Genomic DNA, 17,916 nt, shown 5'->3' on the forward strand with positions numbered 1-17,916 from the left:
GCCCCAGCTTCGGGGATTGGACGTTCGATTGCTTAAGGCGCGCCGGGATCATTTGATGAATGGAGACCAAGCGGGCTCGCGGACCTCGCCGGAATCCTGCGACAGGCGCTGGTTGCCGCCGCCGTCGATCGAGGCCGCGGCCAGCACGCCGCGGCCGCCGTGGATGGTCGCGTAAATTACCATGCTGCCGTTCGGCGCGAAACTCGGTGACTCGTCGAGGCTACCGTTGCTCAAGACCCGCGTGAAGCCGCGATCCAGATCGAGCACACCGATGCGAAACCGCCCGCTGACCCGCGTCACCAAGACAATGGAGCGCCCGTCCGGGGAATAGGATGCGCGCGCGTTGTAGTCGCCCTCGGAGCTGATCCGCTGGGCAGGTCCGCCACCCGAGCCTATCCGGTAGATCTGAGGACTGCCGCCGCGATCGGAGGTAAAGATGATCTGTTGACCGTCGGGCGACCAGGAGGGCTCGGTGTCGATGGCGAAATGGTCGGTGAGACGCACCAGTTCGCGACTCGTCAGATCCAGCACATAGATGTCGGGATTGCCGTCCTTGGAGAGGGTCATCGCGAGCTTGCGCCCGTCGGGCGAGAAGGCCGGCGAGCCGTTGATGCCGGGATGGCTCGCGACCAGCTCGCGGCGCCCGCTCGCAAGCTCCTGGACATAGATGGCGGCGCGCTTGTTCTCGAACGACACGTAGGCGACACGCCGCCCGTCGGGTGACCAGGCCGGCGACATGATGGGTTCGCCGGAGGAGACGATGGTCTGGGGATTGTAGCCGTCGGCGTCTGCGACGCGCAGGGTCACCGTCTGGCCCTCGCCCTGACCGGTGGCGGTCACGTAAGCGATACGGGTCGCCGCAACGCCGCGCTGGCCGGTGAGCTTCTGATAGATGATGTCGGAGATGCGGTGCGCCGTGTTGCGCATGCCGGCCTTGGTGGAGATGAGTGTGCTGTTGGCGAGCTGGTCGCCGCGGAAGGCGTCGTAGAGGATGAAGCTGACCCGGTAACCGCTGCCGTCGGGCTCGACGCGGCCGATGACCAGGTTGTTCATCCCGAGCAGGGTCCAGTCGCGCAGATCCACGTCCTCGTGACGAGCCGGCATGTCGAGCATGTCGCGTGTCGGCATCGCACGAAACCGCCCGGTGCGCGCGAGATCCGCACTGATGACCGCGGCAATGTCCACCGGCGGGATCAGCCCGTCGCTCACCCCGAAGGGGACGACGGCGATTGGCTGCGCGGCCTCGACGCCGCCGGTGACCTCGATGTTCAGACGCGCCTGTACCGGCCCGGCCCCGAATCCGAGCCCGAATCCGAACAGGACAACGGCAAAGGCCATGAGGATCGAGGTGCGGCGCTGGTGTCGGGGCATAGGGGTCTGTCCTGGCTAAGGCCTGAAGGTAAAATTAAACTCGCGAAAGCGCTCGAACAGGGGTCCGGACGGCACGGGCAAGGGCGATGCCTGATTGATCGCGGCGACCACGGACTGATCGAAGGCGGTATTGCCGCTGCTCTTAACCACCCGAACGCTGTTCGGCACGACGTCGCCGCCCGGGATAAGCCGCACCGAGACCACCGTGGCGAGATCGCGACCGGTCGCCGGCGGCCGGACCCAAACCTGACGGACCCGATCTCGGATCACCGGGACGTAGCGATCGGCCTCGCGCGCGAGCTGCTCGGTCGCCAGTGATGAGTTTGGGTCGCCCTCACGCGCGCGCTGCGCCTCTTCCGCGGCGAGCCCGCGCTGCGCATCCTCCTCGGCCATCCGCCTCGCCTCCTGCTCGATACTCTCCTGCGCAAGCTCCTCGACGAGGCGACGCTCCTCCATCTCGGCCATCCGGCGGGCCTCCTCTTCAAGCTGACGCTGGCGCTCGATGGCGGCCTCGGCATCGGCCTGGCGCTGCGCCTCCGCGCGACGCTCGATCTCGGCACGACGCTCGGCCTCGGCCCTCGCTCGGCGTTCGTCCTCGGCGCGGACCGCCTCGGACCGGCGTTGCGCCTCGGCGCGGGCCGCGGCCTCCGCGGCAAGACGCTTCTCTTCGGCCAGACGCTCCGCCTCGGCCTTGGCGGCTGCGGCCTCGGCGGCCAAACGCTCGGCCTCGGCACGTCGTTCGGCTTCGGCGCGTTCTTCGGCCTCGGCCCTCGCAGCGGCCTCCTCGGCCTCTCGTTCGGCCTGCGCTCGGCGCTGGGCCTCGGCCATGCGGTCGATCTCCAGCTGACGGCGCGCTTCCGCCTCGGCCGCAGCCGCTTCGGCCTCCGCTGCCAGGCGCTCGGCTTCGGCAGCGGCGCGAGCGGCTTCGGCAAGACGCTGCGCCTCCTCGCGTTCGGCGTCGGCCCGACGCTCCGCCTCGGCCACCTCGGCCTCGAGCCGCTCGGTTTCGAGCCGGGCGGCCTCGGCGGCGCTCAGGTCTTCAAGCGTCACCGCGTCCGGCGGCTCCTGCGCTTGCGGGCTGATCGCCGTGCCCACCTCGGGACTGATCTGCGGACCGGCCGGTCGCCGAGCCTGCTCGGCCTGAAACTCCGCGACCATCGCCTCGAGCGCAGCATCGCTCACGATGCTCGCCTGCACCACGCGCGGCTTGCTCCCGGCCTCCGTGATGGGCCGCTCGAGCTTGACGCCCACGAAGAAGAGCAGGGCGAAAAAGACATGCAGAGCCAACGACCAATAAAAGGCCCTCGGGTTCTGCCTCAGGATCTGCCACATGTCGGGGTTCGTGCCGCCGCGTCAGCGCTCGCGGCGCTCCGGCGGCACCGTCACCAGACCGACCTCCGGAGCGCCAGCCGCCTGAGCGACGACCATGGCACGCACGACGCGCCCGTAATCGACACGATGGTCCGCACGCACCAGGATCGGCGTTTCGGGCGTGTATTCGAGCACGACACGAATGCGGTCGAACAGGATCTGCTCGCTGGCCGGGGCGTTCTTCTCGTCCCCGATATCGATGTAATAGTCACCGAACTCATCGACCGTAATGATCAGCGACTCGGTCGTCGGGCTCGGGATACCGCCGGCCTTCTCCTGCGGCAACGCTACCTTCACACCCTGCGTAATCAAGGGCGCCGTCACCATGAAGATGACGAGCAGCACCAGCATCACGTCGATGTAGGGCACGACATTGATCTCGGCCATCGGCCGGCGACGTTGTCTGGAACGGGTGCGTTTAAGCATCTGCGGGCGTCCTCGAACGCTCAGTTGCGGCCTTGGCGTTGCAGCAGGGTCGAGAACTCTTCCATGAACTCCTCGTAGCGGCTATTGAGACGCTCGACCTGATAGGAATAGCGGTTGTAGGCGATGACGGCGGGGATGGCCGCGAAGAGACCGATGGCGGTCGCAACCAGGGCCTCCGAGATGCCGGGCGCAACCAGTGCGAGGGTGGCCTGCTCGACGTTTCCGAGCGCATGGAAGGCATGCATGATGCCCCAGACGGTGCCGAAGAGCCCGATATAGGGGCTGGTCGAGCCGACCGTCGCCAGAAAAGTGAGGCTGGTCTCCAGACGGTCCATCTCGCGACTGAGGGCAACGCGCATGGAGCGCTCGCTACCCTGCAGCACGGCCATGAGGTCATTGCCCTCGATCTTGCGCAGCCGCACGTATTCCTTGAAGCCCGCGCGAAAGATGGACGGCAGGCCGTGCTCGCCCTTACGGTTCTCGCTCAGATCCTTGTAAAGTGCGCTGAGATCGCCGCCGGACCAGAAGCGCTCCTCGAAGGCGTTGGCGCTCTTGCGGGCCTTGGAGAGCACGCGGGCGCGGTCCAGAATCATGGTCCAAGAGGTCACGGAGGCGATCACCAGCACTAGCAGGACCAACTGGACCACCAGGCTGGCCTGAAGGATCAGGTTGAACAAGGACAGATCGGACGTCATGACAAGGGCTCCGCTGGACCGCTCGCGAACGGCAACAACTCGGACAAGAGATCGCCGGGCAGACGCGCCGGGCGCAGGGTGGCGATATCGATGCAGGCGATCTTCACGGCGGCTCGGCAACAACAGGTGCCGTCCCCGTCGCGCATGACCTGTTGGTCGAACTCCAGACTCGCACCGCCCGCACGCACCAGGCGGGAGGTTACGCTCAGGCAATCATCGAGACGGGCGGGTGCCAGGTAGTCGATGGTCACGCGTCGCACGGCGAAGAGGATCCCGCGACGCGCGCGCAAGACACCCTGCTCGTAGCCGACGGCGCGCAGCCATTCGGCACGCGCACGCTCCAGGAACTTGAGATAATTGGCGTAGAAGACCACACCGCCCGCGTCGGTATCTTCGTAATAGACCCGCACCGGCCAGGTGAAGGTCAACAACCGGGGATCGCTCGCTGTCGGCACGGCATGGACCGCATGTTTGGGCTTGACTCAAGCCGCGGGAGTGTACCGGAAAGCACCTGTTCAGGCACCTTACCTCGAAGACGGGCGTCGAACGGCGCTGTGCAGCCAACCGGGCATTCCGCATCGAGGCAGGGTTGGTTGTGCCCACCGGTGTTCGGCACAACCTCCGCGGATGTCGGACAATGCCTGTCTTCGCGACCCGACAGACCGTCGCCGGCGCTCAACCTCCGACAAGGATATCGACATGACCCGTTTCTCGTTCCTGAAGGGCCACCGCGGCGAATATCTCGTCGTACTGCAATTCGTGCTCTTCTTCGCCTTTCTCTTCACCCCTGCATGGAATCCGCTCGCGACCCCGGCATTGCTGGATGCACTCGCCCCCGTGCGCTGGCCGGCGTTGATCGCCTTTTGGGCGGTCGCCCTTGTCCTCGGCGGTTTCGGCTCGGTCCATATCCGCGAGTATCTGACCCCCCTGCCCTATCCCGTGGATCACAGCCAGCTGGTCAAGCACGGCGTCTACGCCCGGGTTCGCCATCCGCTCTACAGCAGCCAGCTCTTCGCTGCGGCGGGCTGGGTGCTCTTCACGCTGAGCATCCCGCACCTTGCCATACTGGTCGTCGGCTTCTTCTTTTTCGACTACAAGGCGAGCAAAGAAGAGGGTTGGTTGACCGAACGTCATCCCGAGTATGCGGAGTATGCGAAGGGGGTGAAGAAGCTCATTCCCTTTCTTTACTAAACCGCGTCCAGAGCGAGATGCTCAATTTTCGAGTGAGCTCGACGTTTGGTGCATCCTCAGCCCTTAGCTGAGACGCGGTTTAGGAGGGTAAACGCGTTTTTGTTTTTCAGTCCTCCAAAACTCGCCAGGTATAAGTCGCCTGGTCGTCGCGAGCGTGGTCTCCGAGAAAAGCGCGTAGGTCACGAAAGGCGAGGTTTATAGGCGACGGCGAGCACATAGTCCAAACCGCCGTAAACGCTCTCGGCGCTCATGCCGAGTGCGAGTCGGGCCGGGAGTCGGGTCGCCGGATGGAGTCGATCGAGCGTTTCCGGGTGTCTCGACAGGTAGTCGTGCAGGGGGGTATAGACGCGATCGCGGATGGAGGCAACCTCGACATCTCCGAAACCGCAGGCTTCGAGCCTCTCCGCGTAGATGTCGCGTCTGTAGACGTTTTCGGCGGGGATCGCGAACTTGCTCGCGACCAGACCCCAGGACCAGCGCTGTTTGAGGCGGGTAAGCCAGTCGTCGGACAAGGGCATGGGGATGATGTCGGCCGTGACCAATCGGCCGCCCGGACGCAGGACGCGAAAGGCTTCCTCGAAGAAGCGCTCTCGGGTCTTGAAGTGGAATGCGCACTCGAGGGCGACGACCGTGTCGACTGAATCCGACGGCAGCGGCATGTCCGTGGCCGATCCTTCACGCAGATCGATGCGCTCTTCGAGACCGAGGTCTCTGACCCGCCCGCGTGCGACGGCCACCTGGGAGGCGGTGATGTTCAGGCCCTGGATATGATCGGGCGCGTAGGTCCGAAGCCAGTAGATGTCTTGGTCGGCGAAACCGAAGCCGACGTCGAGCACCCGATCGCCCGGGCCCATCGATGCGCGCTCCGCCACCAAGGCGGCGAGCGCTTGGCAGGCTTCGTCCAGCGTCTGCTCCGCGCTCCAGTAGCCCAGATTGAGATAGAGCCCGTTCTCGGTGGCGACGTCGGTCGACAAGAGATCGTAGACGCGGGTGACGTCCCACGACCCGAAGGGGTTGTAGAGCCAATCGAGATAGGCGAGATGCCGTCGAAACGGCCGGGCTGTCGACATGGAGGATGACCTGCTGGTGGCTGAGGTTTGCCGGACGGCGGTGCTTGTACCGAGCGCGCGCAAGGCGCGAGGTTCGGCACTCGGCACGTCTGCCGGCGTTGTACTTCCTACCGTCGGCGCAATCTACGGGGTTGGATTCAAGACGTCGCCGAGTGATTCGGTCGGCGTCTCGCACTCTGTGCCTCGGCAGCGGTAGATGCGCGGGCGATCGCCGGGCACCATGGCGGCGAGCGTGCCGGGGAGATGGCTCTCCTCGACGGGGATACCCAGCACAAAACGACGCGGTCGGTAGCCGCGTTGGGCCTCTCGGCGCCAGGCGTCGAGACGCTCGTCGCCGGCGCGGATCACCAGGGTCTCGGGCGGATCGAGCCACTCGTCGAGCGCAAAGAGGAGTGTGGCGTGGGCATAGGGCATGCGGCCGATCGACTCGGCCGCCAGCTTCAAGGCCCGTTCGGCCGCGGCGAGATAGCGCGGCTCGCCGACGAGATGGCCGAGGCGCTGGAGTGCCGTGGCGGCGATCCCGTTGCCGGACGGGAGTGCCTCGTCGCCGAGCGGTTTGGTGCGGTGGATCAGTGTCTCGTGATCGCGGCCGGTGAACCAGAAGCCGCCCTCGATCGGGTCCTCGAACTGCTCCAGGAGCACTTCGGCCAGCGAGAGTGCAAAGTCGAGATCAGCTCGTGACCAGCGTGTCTGCAAGAGTTCCAGAAGCGCATCAAGCAGGTTGGCATAGTCGTCGAGATAGGCGTTCAGATGGGCAGTGCCGTCCTTGTAGGTCGCGAACAGCCGACCCTCGCGCCAGAGTGTGGCGCGGATGAAGGCGAGGGCCTGCTCGGCGGACTCCAGATAATCGGGCCGATCGAAGGTGCGCGCGGCACGCGCCATGCCTTTGATCATGAGCGCGTTCCAAGCGGTGAGAACCTTCTCGTCCCGGCCGGGGCGTACGCGGCGCTCGCGCGCCACATAGAGTGTCGCGCGTGCAGCGGCGAGCAGTGCCTGCACCCGCGCCGGCTCCAATCCGAGATCACCGGCGACAGCCTCGGGCCTGCGATAACCGTGCAGATGCCAGCGGCCGTCGAAGTTGGCCGGGCGATCCAGACCGTAGACGGCGGCGAACGGAGCATATTCGGCGGGTGCGAGCAGGGCCTGGATCGCGTCGCGATCCCAGACATAAAATTTTCCTTCCTCGCCCTCGCTGTCGGCGTCCAGGCTGGACCAGTAGCCGCCCTCCGGGGACTGCATCTCGCGCAGCACCCAGTCCGCCGTCATGACGGCCGCATCCCGAAACAGCGGATCCTCCGTCACGGCGAAGGCATCGCAGCAAAGTGCGAGGAGCGGGCCGTTGTCGTAGAGCATCTTCTCGAAGTGCGGGATCATCCAACGCGTATCGACCGAATAGCGATAGAAACCACCGCCGAGCTGATCGGTCAGTCCGCCGCGAATCATCCGCTCAAGCGTCCAAAGGGCCTTCCGGAGCGCCGAGCGATCAGGCGCGACGGCCTCCGAATCGCCCGCCGAGTGCCGGAGCAGAAGCTCCAGATTGGTCGGATGCGGAAACTTGGGTGCATCGCCGAATCCGCCGTGCTCGGTGTCGAAGCTCTCGTCGAGCTGCTGCAGTGCCGCATCGATCACCGAGCGCTCGGGCAGCGCGTCCGAGGCACTCGGCTCCAGCTCTGCAAGGGCCGCCATCAAGCTTTCGTTTTGCGACTCGATCGCCGTCTTCTGCTCGCGATAGGCCCGCTCGATACCCTGCATCAGCTGCTTGAACGCCGGAAGGCCGTGACGCGGCTCGCGCGGGAAATAGGTCCCGGCGAAGAAAGGTTTCTGATCGTTCGGCATCAGAAACACCGTCAGCGGCCAACCGCCGGGGCGTCGCGCAAGCAGCTGGTGTGCGGTCTGATAGATCTTGTCGAGATCCGGGCGCTCCTCCCGATCGACCTTGATGTTGACGAAGAGACGGTTCATCAGCTCCGCCGTGCCCACGTCCTCGAAGGACTCATGGGCCATGACATGACACCAGTGACACGCCGAATAGCCGATCGAGAGCAGGATGGGCCGATCCGTCGCGCGCGCCAGGGCAAGCGCCTCCTCGCACCAAGGCCACCAATCCACGGGGTTGTGCGCGTGCTGTCGGAGATAAGGACTGGTGGTTCCAGCAAGACGGTTGGCATGGCCGGTCGGTGACGGATGGGCGTTCGACATGGCTGATCCTCCGGGCATGGGTCGCAACTGATAGGCGGGCTCCGTGCGCTGTCAGCTGTCTCGACATCAGCGCCTTAGGTTGTCCCGAGCGGTGCGGGGCACAAACGCAACCAAACCTCGGCGCAAGTGGTGTCGCCTATCGTCAGCACAACCTACGAGCTGATAGCTTACGGCTGGCGGCTGGCGGCTGCCGGCTGCCGGCTCATATCGGAACGTGGGTCCCCCCGACTCCCCTTTCCATGCCCCGACCGACCTCGGCCGGTTCTGATAGTCTGTCACCGCGCGAGACGACGAGCGCCCAGACACCACAGGACACGCGATCATGAAGACCCAACCCCTCATCCTGAGCAAAGACCAGGAACGCCGCCTCATCGCCGGACACTGCTGGATCTACAGCAACGAGGTCGATACCAAGGCCACGCCGCTGAAGGATCTCCAGCCGGGCCAGCCGGTCGCGATCCGCAGCGACCATGATCGCTGGATCGGCCACGGCTACGCGAATCCGCACTCCTTGATCTGCGCCCGCGTGGTCAGCCGCGATCCGACACAGCCACTGAGCCCGACACTGTGGCTGAAGCGTATCCACGATGCGCTCGCCCTGCGCGAGCGGCTTTACACGCGCCCCTTCTATCGACTGATCTTCGGGGAAAGCGACGGCATGCCGGGCCTGGTCGTCGACCGCTACGGGGATCTGCTCGCCGTGCAGATCACCACCGCCGGGATGGAACGGGTGCAGGGCGAGATCCTGGCCGCACTCGAGCAGGTGCTGCGCCCCAAGGCGATCGTACTGCGCAACGACACCTCGGTGCGCGAGATGGAGGGCCTGACCCAGGGCGTCGAGGTCATCCTGGGTTCGCCCGAGGACACCCTGCCCCTGATCGAGAACGACCTGGAGTTCCTCGTCTCGCCCCTGACCGGCCAGAAGACCGGCTGGTTCTTCGACCAAGCCGAGAACCGTACCCGACTGGCACGCTACGGTGTGGGCCGGCGCGTCCTGGATGTCTGCAGCTATATCGGTGCTTGGGGTCTGCGTGCCGCGGCGCTGGGCGCCGAGCAGGTCGTCTGTGTCGACAGCTCGTTGCCGGCACTCGAGCGGGTCGCCGACAATGCCGCACGCAATCGGCTGGCGGAGCGCGTCCAGGGCCGACACGGCGATGCCTTCGAGGTCCTGCGCGCACTGCGCGAGGAGGACGCCCGTTTCGACACAGTGCTCCTCGACCCGCCCGCCTTCATCAAGCGACGCAAGGACGAAAAGGACGGGGTTCAGGCGTATCTGAGGCTCAATCGACTCGGGATGGAGCTCCTGGAGCCGGGCGGCCTGCTGGTGACCTCCTCGTGCTCCTTCCACATGGGTCGCGACGTCTTCGTGCGGACCGTTCAGCAGGCGGCACGCCGCGCCGGACGCACCCTGCAGCTCTTGGAGACCGGACAGCAGGGACCGGACCATCCGGTGCATCCGGCGATCCCGGAGACCGCCTATCTCAAGACGCTCTTTTTCCGCGTCCTTCCCGAGTTCTGATCGGCGATCCCGGGGCTCGGCTCGGGATTTTCAGATCGAAAAATCGACAAACAAGATGGCGTTTTCTCATGCGGTTACCTACACTTTCGCGTGTTGCTGTTGAGCACGGCCGACGCCGTGGCGCCCTTCCAGACACCGGATCAGACCCATGCACACCGACGCGAAAGACCCCATGACCGCCATCGCCCGGCACCCTACCCGCCGACCCGCGCAGGGTGCGCATCCGGCCCGATACCTGCTGGCAGCGCTCGCCGTTGCTGGGGCGTTGGGATTCGCCGGATGCAGCAGCGCACCGAAGATGGCGACGGTCGAGCCGAGCCATGCGGACAAAGTCGTCGTCAAGAAATCGCAGCGCAAGCTCGAGCTGCACAACAACGGACGGGTGATCCGCGAATACCGGATCGCGCTCGGCGGCTCACCGGACGGTCACAAGTTTCGCGAGGGAGACCAGCGCACTCCGATCGGCGACTATTTGCTCAACTGGCGCAACCCGAACAGCAACTTCTACAAGTCGATCCACATCTCCTACCCGAACGAACGCGACAAGCTCGTCAGTCGCTCGCTCGGTTATTCCAATCCGGGTGGGATGATCATGATTCACGGGCTGCCCAATTACATCCAGTCCGAGGCGCTGCGTCAGCAATACGCGAACCGAGACTGGACACAGGGCTGCATCGCGGTGCAGAACCACGAGATCGACGAGATCTGGTCGATGGTGCGCGACGGCACGCCGATCAAGATCCTGCCGTAGCCGCCAGCCGCCAGCCGCCAGCCGCCAGGTCAGTGTAGTCCGGAAGATTGCACGGAAAACCCGTGCATGCCGGTCGATCTCGGTCGAACGCCGATCATACGTCGGGATCATCGACCCAAAAAGCCGGAGGCTGGAGGCCGGAGGCTGCGGGCCTCGCCCGCCCGCCCTCAGATCCGTCCCTCGGCCGTATCCGGCAGGACGATATTGAGCTCGAGGACCTCATGACTGTCCTCCTGCTCGTATTTCACGGAGACGGCGTTCATATCCACCTCCACATACTTGCGGATGACCTCGAGGATCTCCTGCTGCAGCTTGGGGAGATAAGAGGGACGGCCACGCTGCGTGCGATCGTGGGCCACCAGGATCTGCAGCCGCTCCTTGGCTACATTTGCGGAACCCTTCGGTCGCGAGGAGCGGAAGTAGTCGAGTAAGCCCATAGGTCAGCCTCTGAAAAAGCGCTTCAGGAAGCCCTTCTTCTCCACTTGGAGAAAACGGTGCGGCACCTCGTCGCCCAGATAGCGAGCAACCGTATCGGCATACGCCTTGCCGGCATCGCTCTCCCGATCGAGGACCACGGGGACTCCGGAGTTGGATGCGGTCAGGACGGATTTCGACTCAGGGATGACGCCGATCAAGGTCAGCGACAGGATCTCCTGCACGTCGTCCACACTCAACATCTCGCCCTTCTCGACGCGCGCCGGATCGTAGCGGGTGAGCAGCAGAAATTCGCGGATCGGCTCCTCGTTGGACTCGGCCCGGCGCGACTTGCTCGAGAGGATACCCAGCATGCGGTCGGAGTCCCGCACCGAGGAGACCTCGGGATTGGTCACCACGATGGCATCGTCGGCATAGTACATGGCCATGGTCGCGCCGTGCTCGATGCCGGCCGGCGAGTCGCAGACAATGAAGTCGTAACCGTGGGCGAGCTCCTCGAGCACCCGACCCACACCCTCCTTGGTCAGCGCATCCTTGTCGCGGGTCTGAGAGGCCGGCAGCACATAGAGGTTGTCGCAACGCTTGTCGCGGATCAGGGCCTGGTTGAGGTTGGCCTCCTGATTGATGACATTGACGAAATCGTAGACGACACGGCGCTCGCAACCCATGATGAGATCAAGGTTGCGCAGGCCCACATCGAAGTCGATGACAACCGTGCGATGACCGCGTTGCGCCAGTCCCATGGCCAACGCGGCGGACGTGGTCGTTTTGCCGACCCCGCCCTTGCCCGAGGTGATCACAATAATTCTCGCCAAAGTAGCCGCCTCCAAAATGGGATGGTCCGTCGCCCAACCCTGCATCGGGTCAAAGTTTTTCGATTCTCAGAATCTTCTGGTCCAGATAGATCTGGACCGGCACGCCGCGCAGCTCCATCGGGATGTTCTCGCTCACCCGGTAATGCCCCGCGACCGACACCAGCTCCGCCTGAAGGTCTTGGCAAAAGATCCGCGCGTCCGTGTTGCCCTTCATGCCGGCCAGCGCACGACCGCGCAACGGACCGTAGACATGGATGTTGCCGTCGGCCATCAGCTCAGCGCCCGAGCTCACCGCGGCGATGATGGACAGATCTCCGCCGGCGGCGTAGACGCGTTGCCCCGAGCGCACCGGGCGGGTCACCAAGGTGAAGGCCGCACCGGCTCCTGCACGCGGGATTGGCGCGGGCTCGCCTTGCTGCACCGACGGCGCGGCCGCCGCTGGGGCGCTCGGCGCGGGCTCCTCGGGCACGATGGCGCGCTCGGTACGCGTCGCGCGGGTCTCGTGCTCGCCGAGGATCGCCAGCTCCATCGCCTCGGCAGCCTCGTTCTGGGCCTTGTTGCCGCCGCGCACGCCGAATGGAATCATGCCGTAGCCGCGCAGCAAACCGACCAAGAGCGGAAACTCGACCTTGGCACCGCCTTCGGGGAAGGCGCTCAGATCGATCACGACGGGCGTATTGCGAAAAAACTCCGGCGCCTGCTCGACCCGGGCACCCAGCTCGGCGGCGACCGCCTCGATATCGGCCTCGAGCAGACGAATGATCGGCAGGGTGAAACCGGCCGCCTTGAGCTCGAAGACGGCGGGGCGATCCCCGACAGACGTGCGTTGATACCCTGCCATGTTGCTGCTTTCGGGGCAAACGCCCGTCGATCTCCGCTGGAATGAATCACAAGGTCGCCGTTCGGCGACGACGTCAAGACCCTACACGTACCGCGCGCTACCCCGCAACAAGGATCAGCCGGGTGGCCACTGCATGGGGCGCCCGCCCAGGATATGCAGGTGCAGGTGATACACCGTCTGCCCGGCCGCCGCGTTGCAGTTGATCAAGGTCCGGTAGCCGCTGCGCGCGATCCCCTCCTGCTCGGCGATCTTGGCCGCGGCCAGGAACAGCTTGCCGATCAGCACGGCATCCTCGGGCTGCACCTCGTTGAGGGTCGGAATCGGCTTGCGCGGGATCACCAGGATATGGGTCGGCGCTTGCGGGTGGAGGTCTCGGAAAGCGACCAGGTCGTCGTCCTCATAGACGATGTCGGCCGAGACTTCGCCTGCGGCGATCTTGCCGAAAATGGTATCAGACATCGTTGCAATCCGCTCCGTTCAGAAACCAGTGGTGTCAGAGTCGGCGCCGACCATTGAAGGCCAACGCCAGCGTGCCGCCGTCCAAATATTCGAGCTCTCCGCCCAGCGGGACACCGTGGGCGATGCGCGTCGCGCTCACACCGTGCCGATCGGCGGACTCGGCAATGAAGTGTGCCGTCGCACTCCCCTCCACGGTCGGGCTGATGGCGAGGATGACCTCGCGGACCTCCCCGCCCTGTAGACGCGCGTCGAGCGAGTCCAGGCCAAGCTCCTCCGGGCCGATCCCGTCGAGCGGCGAGAGCCGCCCGCCGAGCACGAAATAAAGTCCGCGAAAGTCCGTCGCCTGCTCGATCGCCAGAATCTCGGACGGCTGCTCGACCACGCACAGGAGTGCAGCGTCGCGATGCGGGTTGGTGCAGAGCGCACACAGATCCTGCTCGGTCAGGGTCCGGCAGCGGCGACAGCGCCGAATCCGGATCATGGCATCGGCCATGATCCGCGCCAGACGCGCCCCGCCCTCACGATCGCGCTCGAGCAGGTGGAAGGCGATACGCTGCGCCGACTTGGGTCCGACCCCGGGCAGGCACCGCAAGGCATCGATCAATTGACCGAGAAGCGGGCGCTCGGACATGGCAATGGGCCGCGCCTAAAAGGGCAGCTTCATCCCGGGCGGCAAGGGCAGCCCGGCGGTCAGCTCGGCCATGTTCTCCTTCGCCTTCTCGGCGACGCGCTGGCTTGCACCGTTGACGGCGGCGGTGATGAGATCCTCGAGCATCTCCTTATCGTCGCCCATCACACCGGGGTCGATCTCCACCCGACTGACCTGATAGCGGCCGTTCATGGTCACCTTCACCATGCCGCCGCCGGACTCGCCGACGACCTCTTCCAAGGCGAGCCGCTCCTGGGCCAGCTTCATGTCTTCCTGCATCTTCTGCGCTTGCTTGAGCAGGTTGCCGATTCCACCTTTCATCATGCATCGTCGCGGGAAACCCCGGCCGCGGGGCCGAGGCGGGATAGCGCACGGCGCCGAACGCCGTCCATCTCCCGCATCCTCTCTTCTCGGTTGGCTATCTCTTTGGAAGAATCAGTCGCAGTGCGACCCCAGTCCATCCGAATCTCCGAGCGGAGATTCAGCGCAACAGAAACACCCGGGGAGACGGTTCTCTACCGCCCGCCGGTCTTCAATCGGCCGGCTCGATACTCCCGGCGATCCAGCTCGCGTCGAGCTCGTCCTGCATCGCGCGCGCGATCGGGTCCTCCTCCATCGCGGAGACCGCCGCCTGGCGACGCTCGCCGGTCTCGCGCTCGCGTCGCCGAGCCAGGGTCTCGCGCTGCGGCCGGGCGACCTGGATGTCGAGCTTCACCGCCGTCCCCATGGCCTTCTCCAGAGCGGCGTGCAGGCGCGCTTCCGCACCCGGCGAGCGCAGATGCTCGGCGGCCGGATCCAAGCCGAGCGAGAGTTGTCCGTCGGCCCAGCCTTTCAGATCGCAATGATGGGCGATCTGGCTCGCGATCCCGCCCAGCTCCAAACGATCGACGAGTTGGAGCCATTCCGCGTGCGAGGTGAGTACGACTGCGCGCGCGGCGCCTGCAATCTCGGTCGGCGCATGAGTCGCGGCAGCGGCCCGATGCGCCGGCGCCGGCTCGGCAAGACGCGGCTCGGCAACCGGCCGGAGCATCGATACCGGCGAGGATACGGGCGAGGATACCGGCGAGCCCGCCGCACCGCCGGCGGACTCGGCCGGACGCATCGCACCGCCGGTCGCGGTCTCGCGCAGGGTCGCGGGGCGTGGCGGCGCGCGGGTCGGCTCGTCCCGATTCGTGCCCGGCCGAAACGCCAGGGCGCGCAAAAGGACCATCTCGAAGCCGGCACGCGGATCCGGGGCGAGCGGCAGGTCGCCTTGCCCGATCAGCGCCACCTGATAGTAAAGCTGAAGATCCTCGGCCGGGAGCCGATCCGCCAACGCCTTCAGGCGCGCGGCGTCCGGATCGTCCGGGGCCAGCGTCTCGGGTACCTGCTGAAGCAGTGCCAAGCGGTGCAGCAGCGCGATCAGCTCGCGCAGCAGCGCTTCGAAATCCGGTGTCAGCGAGGCCACGCGCTCGACCTCTGCCAAGACACGCGCCCCGTCTCCCGCGGCCAGCGCATCGAGCAGGTCCAGGGTCAGATCGCCAGGCAGGGTCCCGAGCATGGTGCGCACGCCCGACTCCTCGACCCGCCCGCCGCCGAAGGCGATCGCCTGATCGAGCAGACTCAGGCCGTCGCGCATGCTCCCGTCGGCCCCGCGGGCCAGCAAGGGCAGCGCGGAGGCCTGAAACACGAGACCTTCGGCCTCCAGGACATGCTGAAGCCGGGCACGGATCTCCTCGGGCAAGAGGCGTCGCAGATTCAACTGCAGACAGCGCGAGAGCACCGTGACCGGGACCTTCTGCGGGTCGGTGGTCGCGAGCAGGAACTTCACATGCGGCGGCGGCTCCTCCAAGGTCTTCAACAAGGCGTTGAAGCTGTGGTTGGAGAACATGTGCACCTCGTCGATCAGATAGACCTTGTAGCGTGCACGGGCCGGGGCATAGGGGACGTTGTCCAGAAGCTCGCGGGTCTGATCGACCTTGGTGCGCGAGGCGGCATCCACCTCGATGAGATCCACGAATCGACCGCCGTCGATCTCTCGACAGGACGAGCAGACACCGCAGGGACGCGCGCTCACGCCCTCCTCGCAGTTCAGCGCCTTGGCGAGGATACGGGCAAGCGTGGTCTTGCCGACACCGCGGGTGCCGGTAAAGAGGTAGGCATGATGGAGCTGGTCGCGATCGAGCGCGTTGGAGAGTGCGCGGACCACATGCGATTGTCCGACCAGATCATCGAAGCTCTTGGGGCGCCATTTGCGGGCGAGCACCTGGTAGGACATGCGTGATTCGAGTCGGACGAATTCCGTGTGGAGGCGACTGATAGGAACGGTAACGGGCATCCGGTGCCGGGTCTTGCCGGTGACCACACTGCCGTCCATCCGGCGATGAGTGCGCGGACTCGAGGGTCATGTCGGCCGAGCCGATCTTCACGGCCTGCGCGACGACGTCCACTTGCCCGTCCGGATCGGGCGGGGGCGGCGGCCGACGCCAGCCACACCCCGGCACACGCTTCAACCGCTGCGGCTGCTCCCTTCCGGGCCTGACCGGGTTCACGGTTTCGCGTTGCGAGGGGACCGGCGCAAGCCACCATGACATCGACATCCGGACCATGGCCCGAGTCGACGTGCAAGGTTAACAAAGCGCACGACCGAAGACAAACGCCCGACGATCCGCGCCGGACCGAGGCGCCCTTCTGCACTTGCCCGACACCCGCATCGACCCGACCGCTCGGGCGTGGCAGACTTGTCGCGTCCGACCCTTGGCCGGGTCCGAGCGTCGGTCATGGCCGAGTCCGCCGGCTCGGGACCCGCACCAACAGACCCGCCGAGGCATCCTGATTCCCAATGCGCGCCATCTCACCGCCCATCCTTCTCCTCGGGACGCTCCTCATCGGCGGCGGCGCCGGCGCGCTCGCCGCCGAGACCGACCTTTCAGCGGCCGAGCCATCCCGAACCCAGCCGGATGTCTGGAACCGAACCCTCGAGACCGCCACCGAATGGTGGCAACGCTCGCGCGATTTCGCCGACCGGGCGGTCGCCGACGCCAAAGGACTCTTCGCCGAGGATCGGGATTTCGCCCGGGTCTGGGAGAACGTTGTCCCCAAGCTGGATTCGGCGTTGGTGCTGGAAGAGCGCCACGGCGAGTTGCCCGAGCGGGCCTGGTTCGAGACCGACCAGCGCTCCAATCGAGAGGAGATCAACGCACTGCTCGACGCCGCGGTGGAGATCCTCTCGACCTCGCCGATCCAAAACTACCGCGAGCGAATCCGGATCCTTCAAGCCGAGATCGAGAGGGCCCGTGTCGGGATCGCCGATGCCCGTCAGAAACGGATCTCCGCACCTGCAGAGTCGACCCTCAAGAAGACGGTCGCGGATTACGATCGCTCGATCGCGTCGCTGGAGGACGACATCGATCGTCTGAACGGCGAGCTGGCCGCGGTCAAACGGGAGTTCGCGGGCGAGCTGCGCCAAATGGGCATCGACCTGGGCGACGATCAGATCGAGCTGCTGCTCTCGACCGTGGTCGGCGACAACATGGTCGACCTCGGCATTCTGTTCGACAACGTCAAGGCCATCACCGCCCAGCTCGAGGTGCTGGTCGCCCAGAGCGGCGAGGATCTGCAGAGCGCGCGACGCTATTACGGCCTCTATGTCGTCCTGCTGCAGGCGCTCAACCGCATGCACCTGCAGATCGAGGAGGCGATCGGGGAGCAGTATGTGCCGCAGATCGACGCCATCATCGCGCGTGCGCAGACACTTTCCGGCGAGACCCGACGCTTGCAGCGCGAGTCGCCGGGGCGACAGGAGGTGCTCGCGGCCAACCTGGAGGCACAAGAGCTGACCGTGCAGGCCGCCGAGATCTATCGCCGATATCTCAGGGACCAGGCGACACAGGTGAAGCAAGCTCGACGCGAGCTTGAAAAGGATATCGCCGCCGCCTGGAATACCTACGAGACGGTGCGGGTGTCCGGCGAGCTGGTCAGCCTGGTCCGATCGAGCCAGCAGCTTCTCGAAGGACTCATGAATCGCCAGGTCCCGGCCCTGCGCCCCTTTGAAAACTTGGAGATGCAACGCGAATTCCAAAAACTCACCGAGCAGCTGCGTGCCCGCAGCCCCGGCTGAATCCCCTATCCATACGCTATCGACG

The 17,916-nt window shown here is 65.6% G+C and carries 18 protein-coding genes and 1 other RNA gene; 4 read left to right on the forward strand and 15 right to left on the reverse strand.

What is annotated here, in order from left to right; translation table 11 throughout:
- Positions 1-48: 48 nt before the first annotated feature.
- From tolB to ybgC, 5 genes are read right to left on the reverse strand one after another with little or no spacing between them, the layout of a single operon-like run.
- On the reverse strand, positions 49-1,371 hold the full coding sequence (gene tolB, locus B4N44_RS04695) for a Tol-Pal system beta propeller repeat protein TolB (protein ID WP_296697390.1): 1,323 nt from the start codon (positions 1,369-1,371) through the stop codon (positions 49-51).
- A 15-nt stretch (positions 1,372-1,386) separates the two neighbouring features.
- Entirely contained in the window at positions 1,387-2,703 is a 1,317-nt protein-coding gene (tolA, locus tag B4N44_RS04700; protein WP_296697392.1) for a cell envelope integrity protein TolA, read from the reverse strand.
- A gap of 21 nt (positions 2,704-2,724) precedes the next feature.
- Positions 2,725-3,168, reverse strand: coding sequence for a protein TolR (tolR, locus tag B4N44_RS04705; protein WP_093027393.1), 444 nt, complete (start codon positions 3,166-3,168; stop codon positions 2,725-2,727).
- A 20-nt stretch (positions 3,169-3,188) separates the two neighbouring features.
- Complete coding sequence (gene tolQ, locus B4N44_RS04710; protein WP_296697394.1) at positions 3,189-3,863, reverse strand: protein TolQ; 675 nt, start codon at positions 3,861-3,863, stop codon at positions 3,189-3,191.
- Positions 3,860-4,294: a tol-pal system-associated acyl-CoA thioesterase gene (gene ybgC, locus B4N44_RS04715; RefSeq protein ID WP_296697396.1), complete on the reverse strand. Its 435-nt coding sequence runs from the start codon at positions 4,292-4,294 to the stop codon at positions 3,860-3,862. Before ybgC ends, tolQ begins: the two co-directional genes overlap by 4 nt.
- A 268-nt stretch (positions 4,295-4,562) precedes the next feature.
- Here ybgC and B4N44_RS04720 point away from each other — a divergent pair, with 268 nt between their 5' ends.
- A complete protein-coding gene (locus B4N44_RS04720) occupies positions 4,563-5,054 on the forward strand; it encodes a methyltransferase family protein (protein ID WP_296697397.1) in 492 nt (163 codons plus the stop codon).
- Positions 5,055-5,233: 179 nt separating this feature from the next.
- On the opposite strand, the gene B4N44_RS04725 is transcribed toward B4N44_RS04720, so the two are convergent.
- Positions 5,234-6,124, reverse strand: a complete 891-nt coding sequence (locus tag B4N44_RS04725) for an SAM-dependent methyltransferase (protein WP_296697399.1) — start codon at positions 6,122-6,124, stop codon at positions 5,234-5,236.
- A 123-nt stretch (positions 6,125-6,247) separates the two neighbouring features.
- Positions 6,248-8,323: a thioredoxin domain-containing protein gene (locus B4N44_RS04730; protein ID WP_296697401.1), complete on the reverse strand. Its 2,076-nt coding sequence runs from the start codon at positions 8,321-8,323 to the stop codon at positions 6,248-6,250.
- Between the two features lie 322 nt (positions 8,324-8,645).
- Between B4N44_RS04730 and B4N44_RS04735 the strand changes: the two genes are divergently transcribed.
- Positions 8,646-9,842 carry a class I SAM-dependent rRNA methyltransferase gene (locus B4N44_RS04735; RefSeq protein ID WP_296697402.1) on the forward strand — a complete coding sequence of 399 codons (1,197 nt, stop codon included), beginning with the start codon at positions 8,646-8,648 and terminating at the stop codon, positions 9,840-9,842.
- Positions 9,843-9,990: 148 nt separating this feature from the next.
- Positions 9,991-10,593 carry a L,D-transpeptidase family protein gene (locus B4N44_RS04740; protein ID WP_296697403.1) on the forward strand — a complete coding sequence of 201 codons (603 nt, stop codon included), beginning with the start codon at positions 9,991-9,993 and terminating at the stop codon, positions 10,591-10,593.
- Between the two features lie 167 nt (positions 10,594-10,760).
- Here the strand turns inward: B4N44_RS04740 and minE are convergent, their stop codons facing one another.
- From minE to ffs, 8 genes are all read right to left on the reverse strand, one after another.
- Positions 10,761-11,030, reverse strand: a complete 270-nt coding sequence (gene minE / locus B4N44_RS04745; RefSeq protein WP_296697405.1) for a cell division topological specificity factor MinE — start codon at positions 11,028-11,030, stop codon at positions 10,761-10,763.
- Positions 11,031-11,033: 3 nt separating this feature from the next.
- The gene (minD, locus tag B4N44_RS04750; RefSeq protein WP_296697407.1) at positions 11,034-11,843 is read right to left on the reverse strand and encodes a septum site-determining protein MinD; all 810 of its coding nucleotides are present in this window, start codon (positions 11,841-11,843) and stop codon (positions 11,034-11,036) included.
- Between the two features lie 49 nt (positions 11,844-11,892).
- Positions 11,893-12,684 carry a septum site-determining protein MinC gene (gene minC / locus B4N44_RS04755; RefSeq protein ID WP_296697410.1) on the reverse strand — a complete coding sequence of 264 codons (792 nt, stop codon included), beginning with the start codon at positions 12,682-12,684 and terminating at the stop codon, positions 11,893-11,895.
- A gap of 114 nt (positions 12,685-12,798) precedes the next feature.
- Positions 12,799-13,143 (reverse strand): histidine triad nucleotide-binding protein, encoded by a 345-nt coding sequence (locus B4N44_RS04760; RefSeq protein WP_296697412.1) that lies wholly within the window; start codon positions 13,141-13,143, stop codon positions 12,799-12,801.
- A gap of 34 nt (positions 13,144-13,177) precedes the next feature.
- Positions 13,178-13,774: a recombination mediator RecR gene (recR, locus tag B4N44_RS04765; protein ID WP_296697414.1), complete on the reverse strand. Its 597-nt coding sequence runs from the start codon at positions 13,772-13,774 to the stop codon at positions 13,178-13,180.
- Between the two features lie 15 nt (positions 13,775-13,789).
- Positions 13,790-14,113, reverse strand: coding sequence for a YbaB/EbfC family nucleoid-associated protein (locus B4N44_RS04770; protein WP_040731662.1), 324 nt, complete (start codon positions 14,111-14,113; stop codon positions 13,790-13,792).
- A 211-nt stretch (positions 14,114-14,324) separates the two neighbouring features.
- Positions 14,325-16,049 carry a DNA polymerase III subunit gamma/tau gene (dnaX, locus tag B4N44_RS04775; protein WP_296697416.1) on the reverse strand — a complete coding sequence of 575 codons (1,725 nt, stop codon included), beginning with the start codon at positions 16,047-16,049 and terminating at the stop codon, positions 14,325-14,327.
- Between the two features lie 203 nt (positions 16,050-16,252).
- Positions 16,253-16,349: signal recognition particle sRNA small type (gene ffs, locus B4N44_RS04780), an RNA gene on the reverse strand.
- 264 nt (positions 16,350-16,613) lie between these two features.
- On the opposite strand from ffs, the gene B4N44_RS04785 reads away from it, so the two are divergent.
- Positions 16,614-17,891 (forward strand): hypothetical protein, encoded by a 1,278-nt coding sequence (locus B4N44_RS04785; RefSeq protein WP_296697418.1) that lies wholly within the window; start codon positions 16,614-16,616, stop codon positions 17,889-17,891.
- Positions 17,892-17,916 lie beyond the last annotated feature (25 nt).

Origin of the sequence: Thiocapsa sp. UBA6158, assembly GCF_002423035.1 — a bacterium.
Taxonomy (GTDB): domain Bacteria; phylum Pseudomonadota; class Gammaproteobacteria; order Chromatiales; family Chromatiaceae; genus Thiocapsa.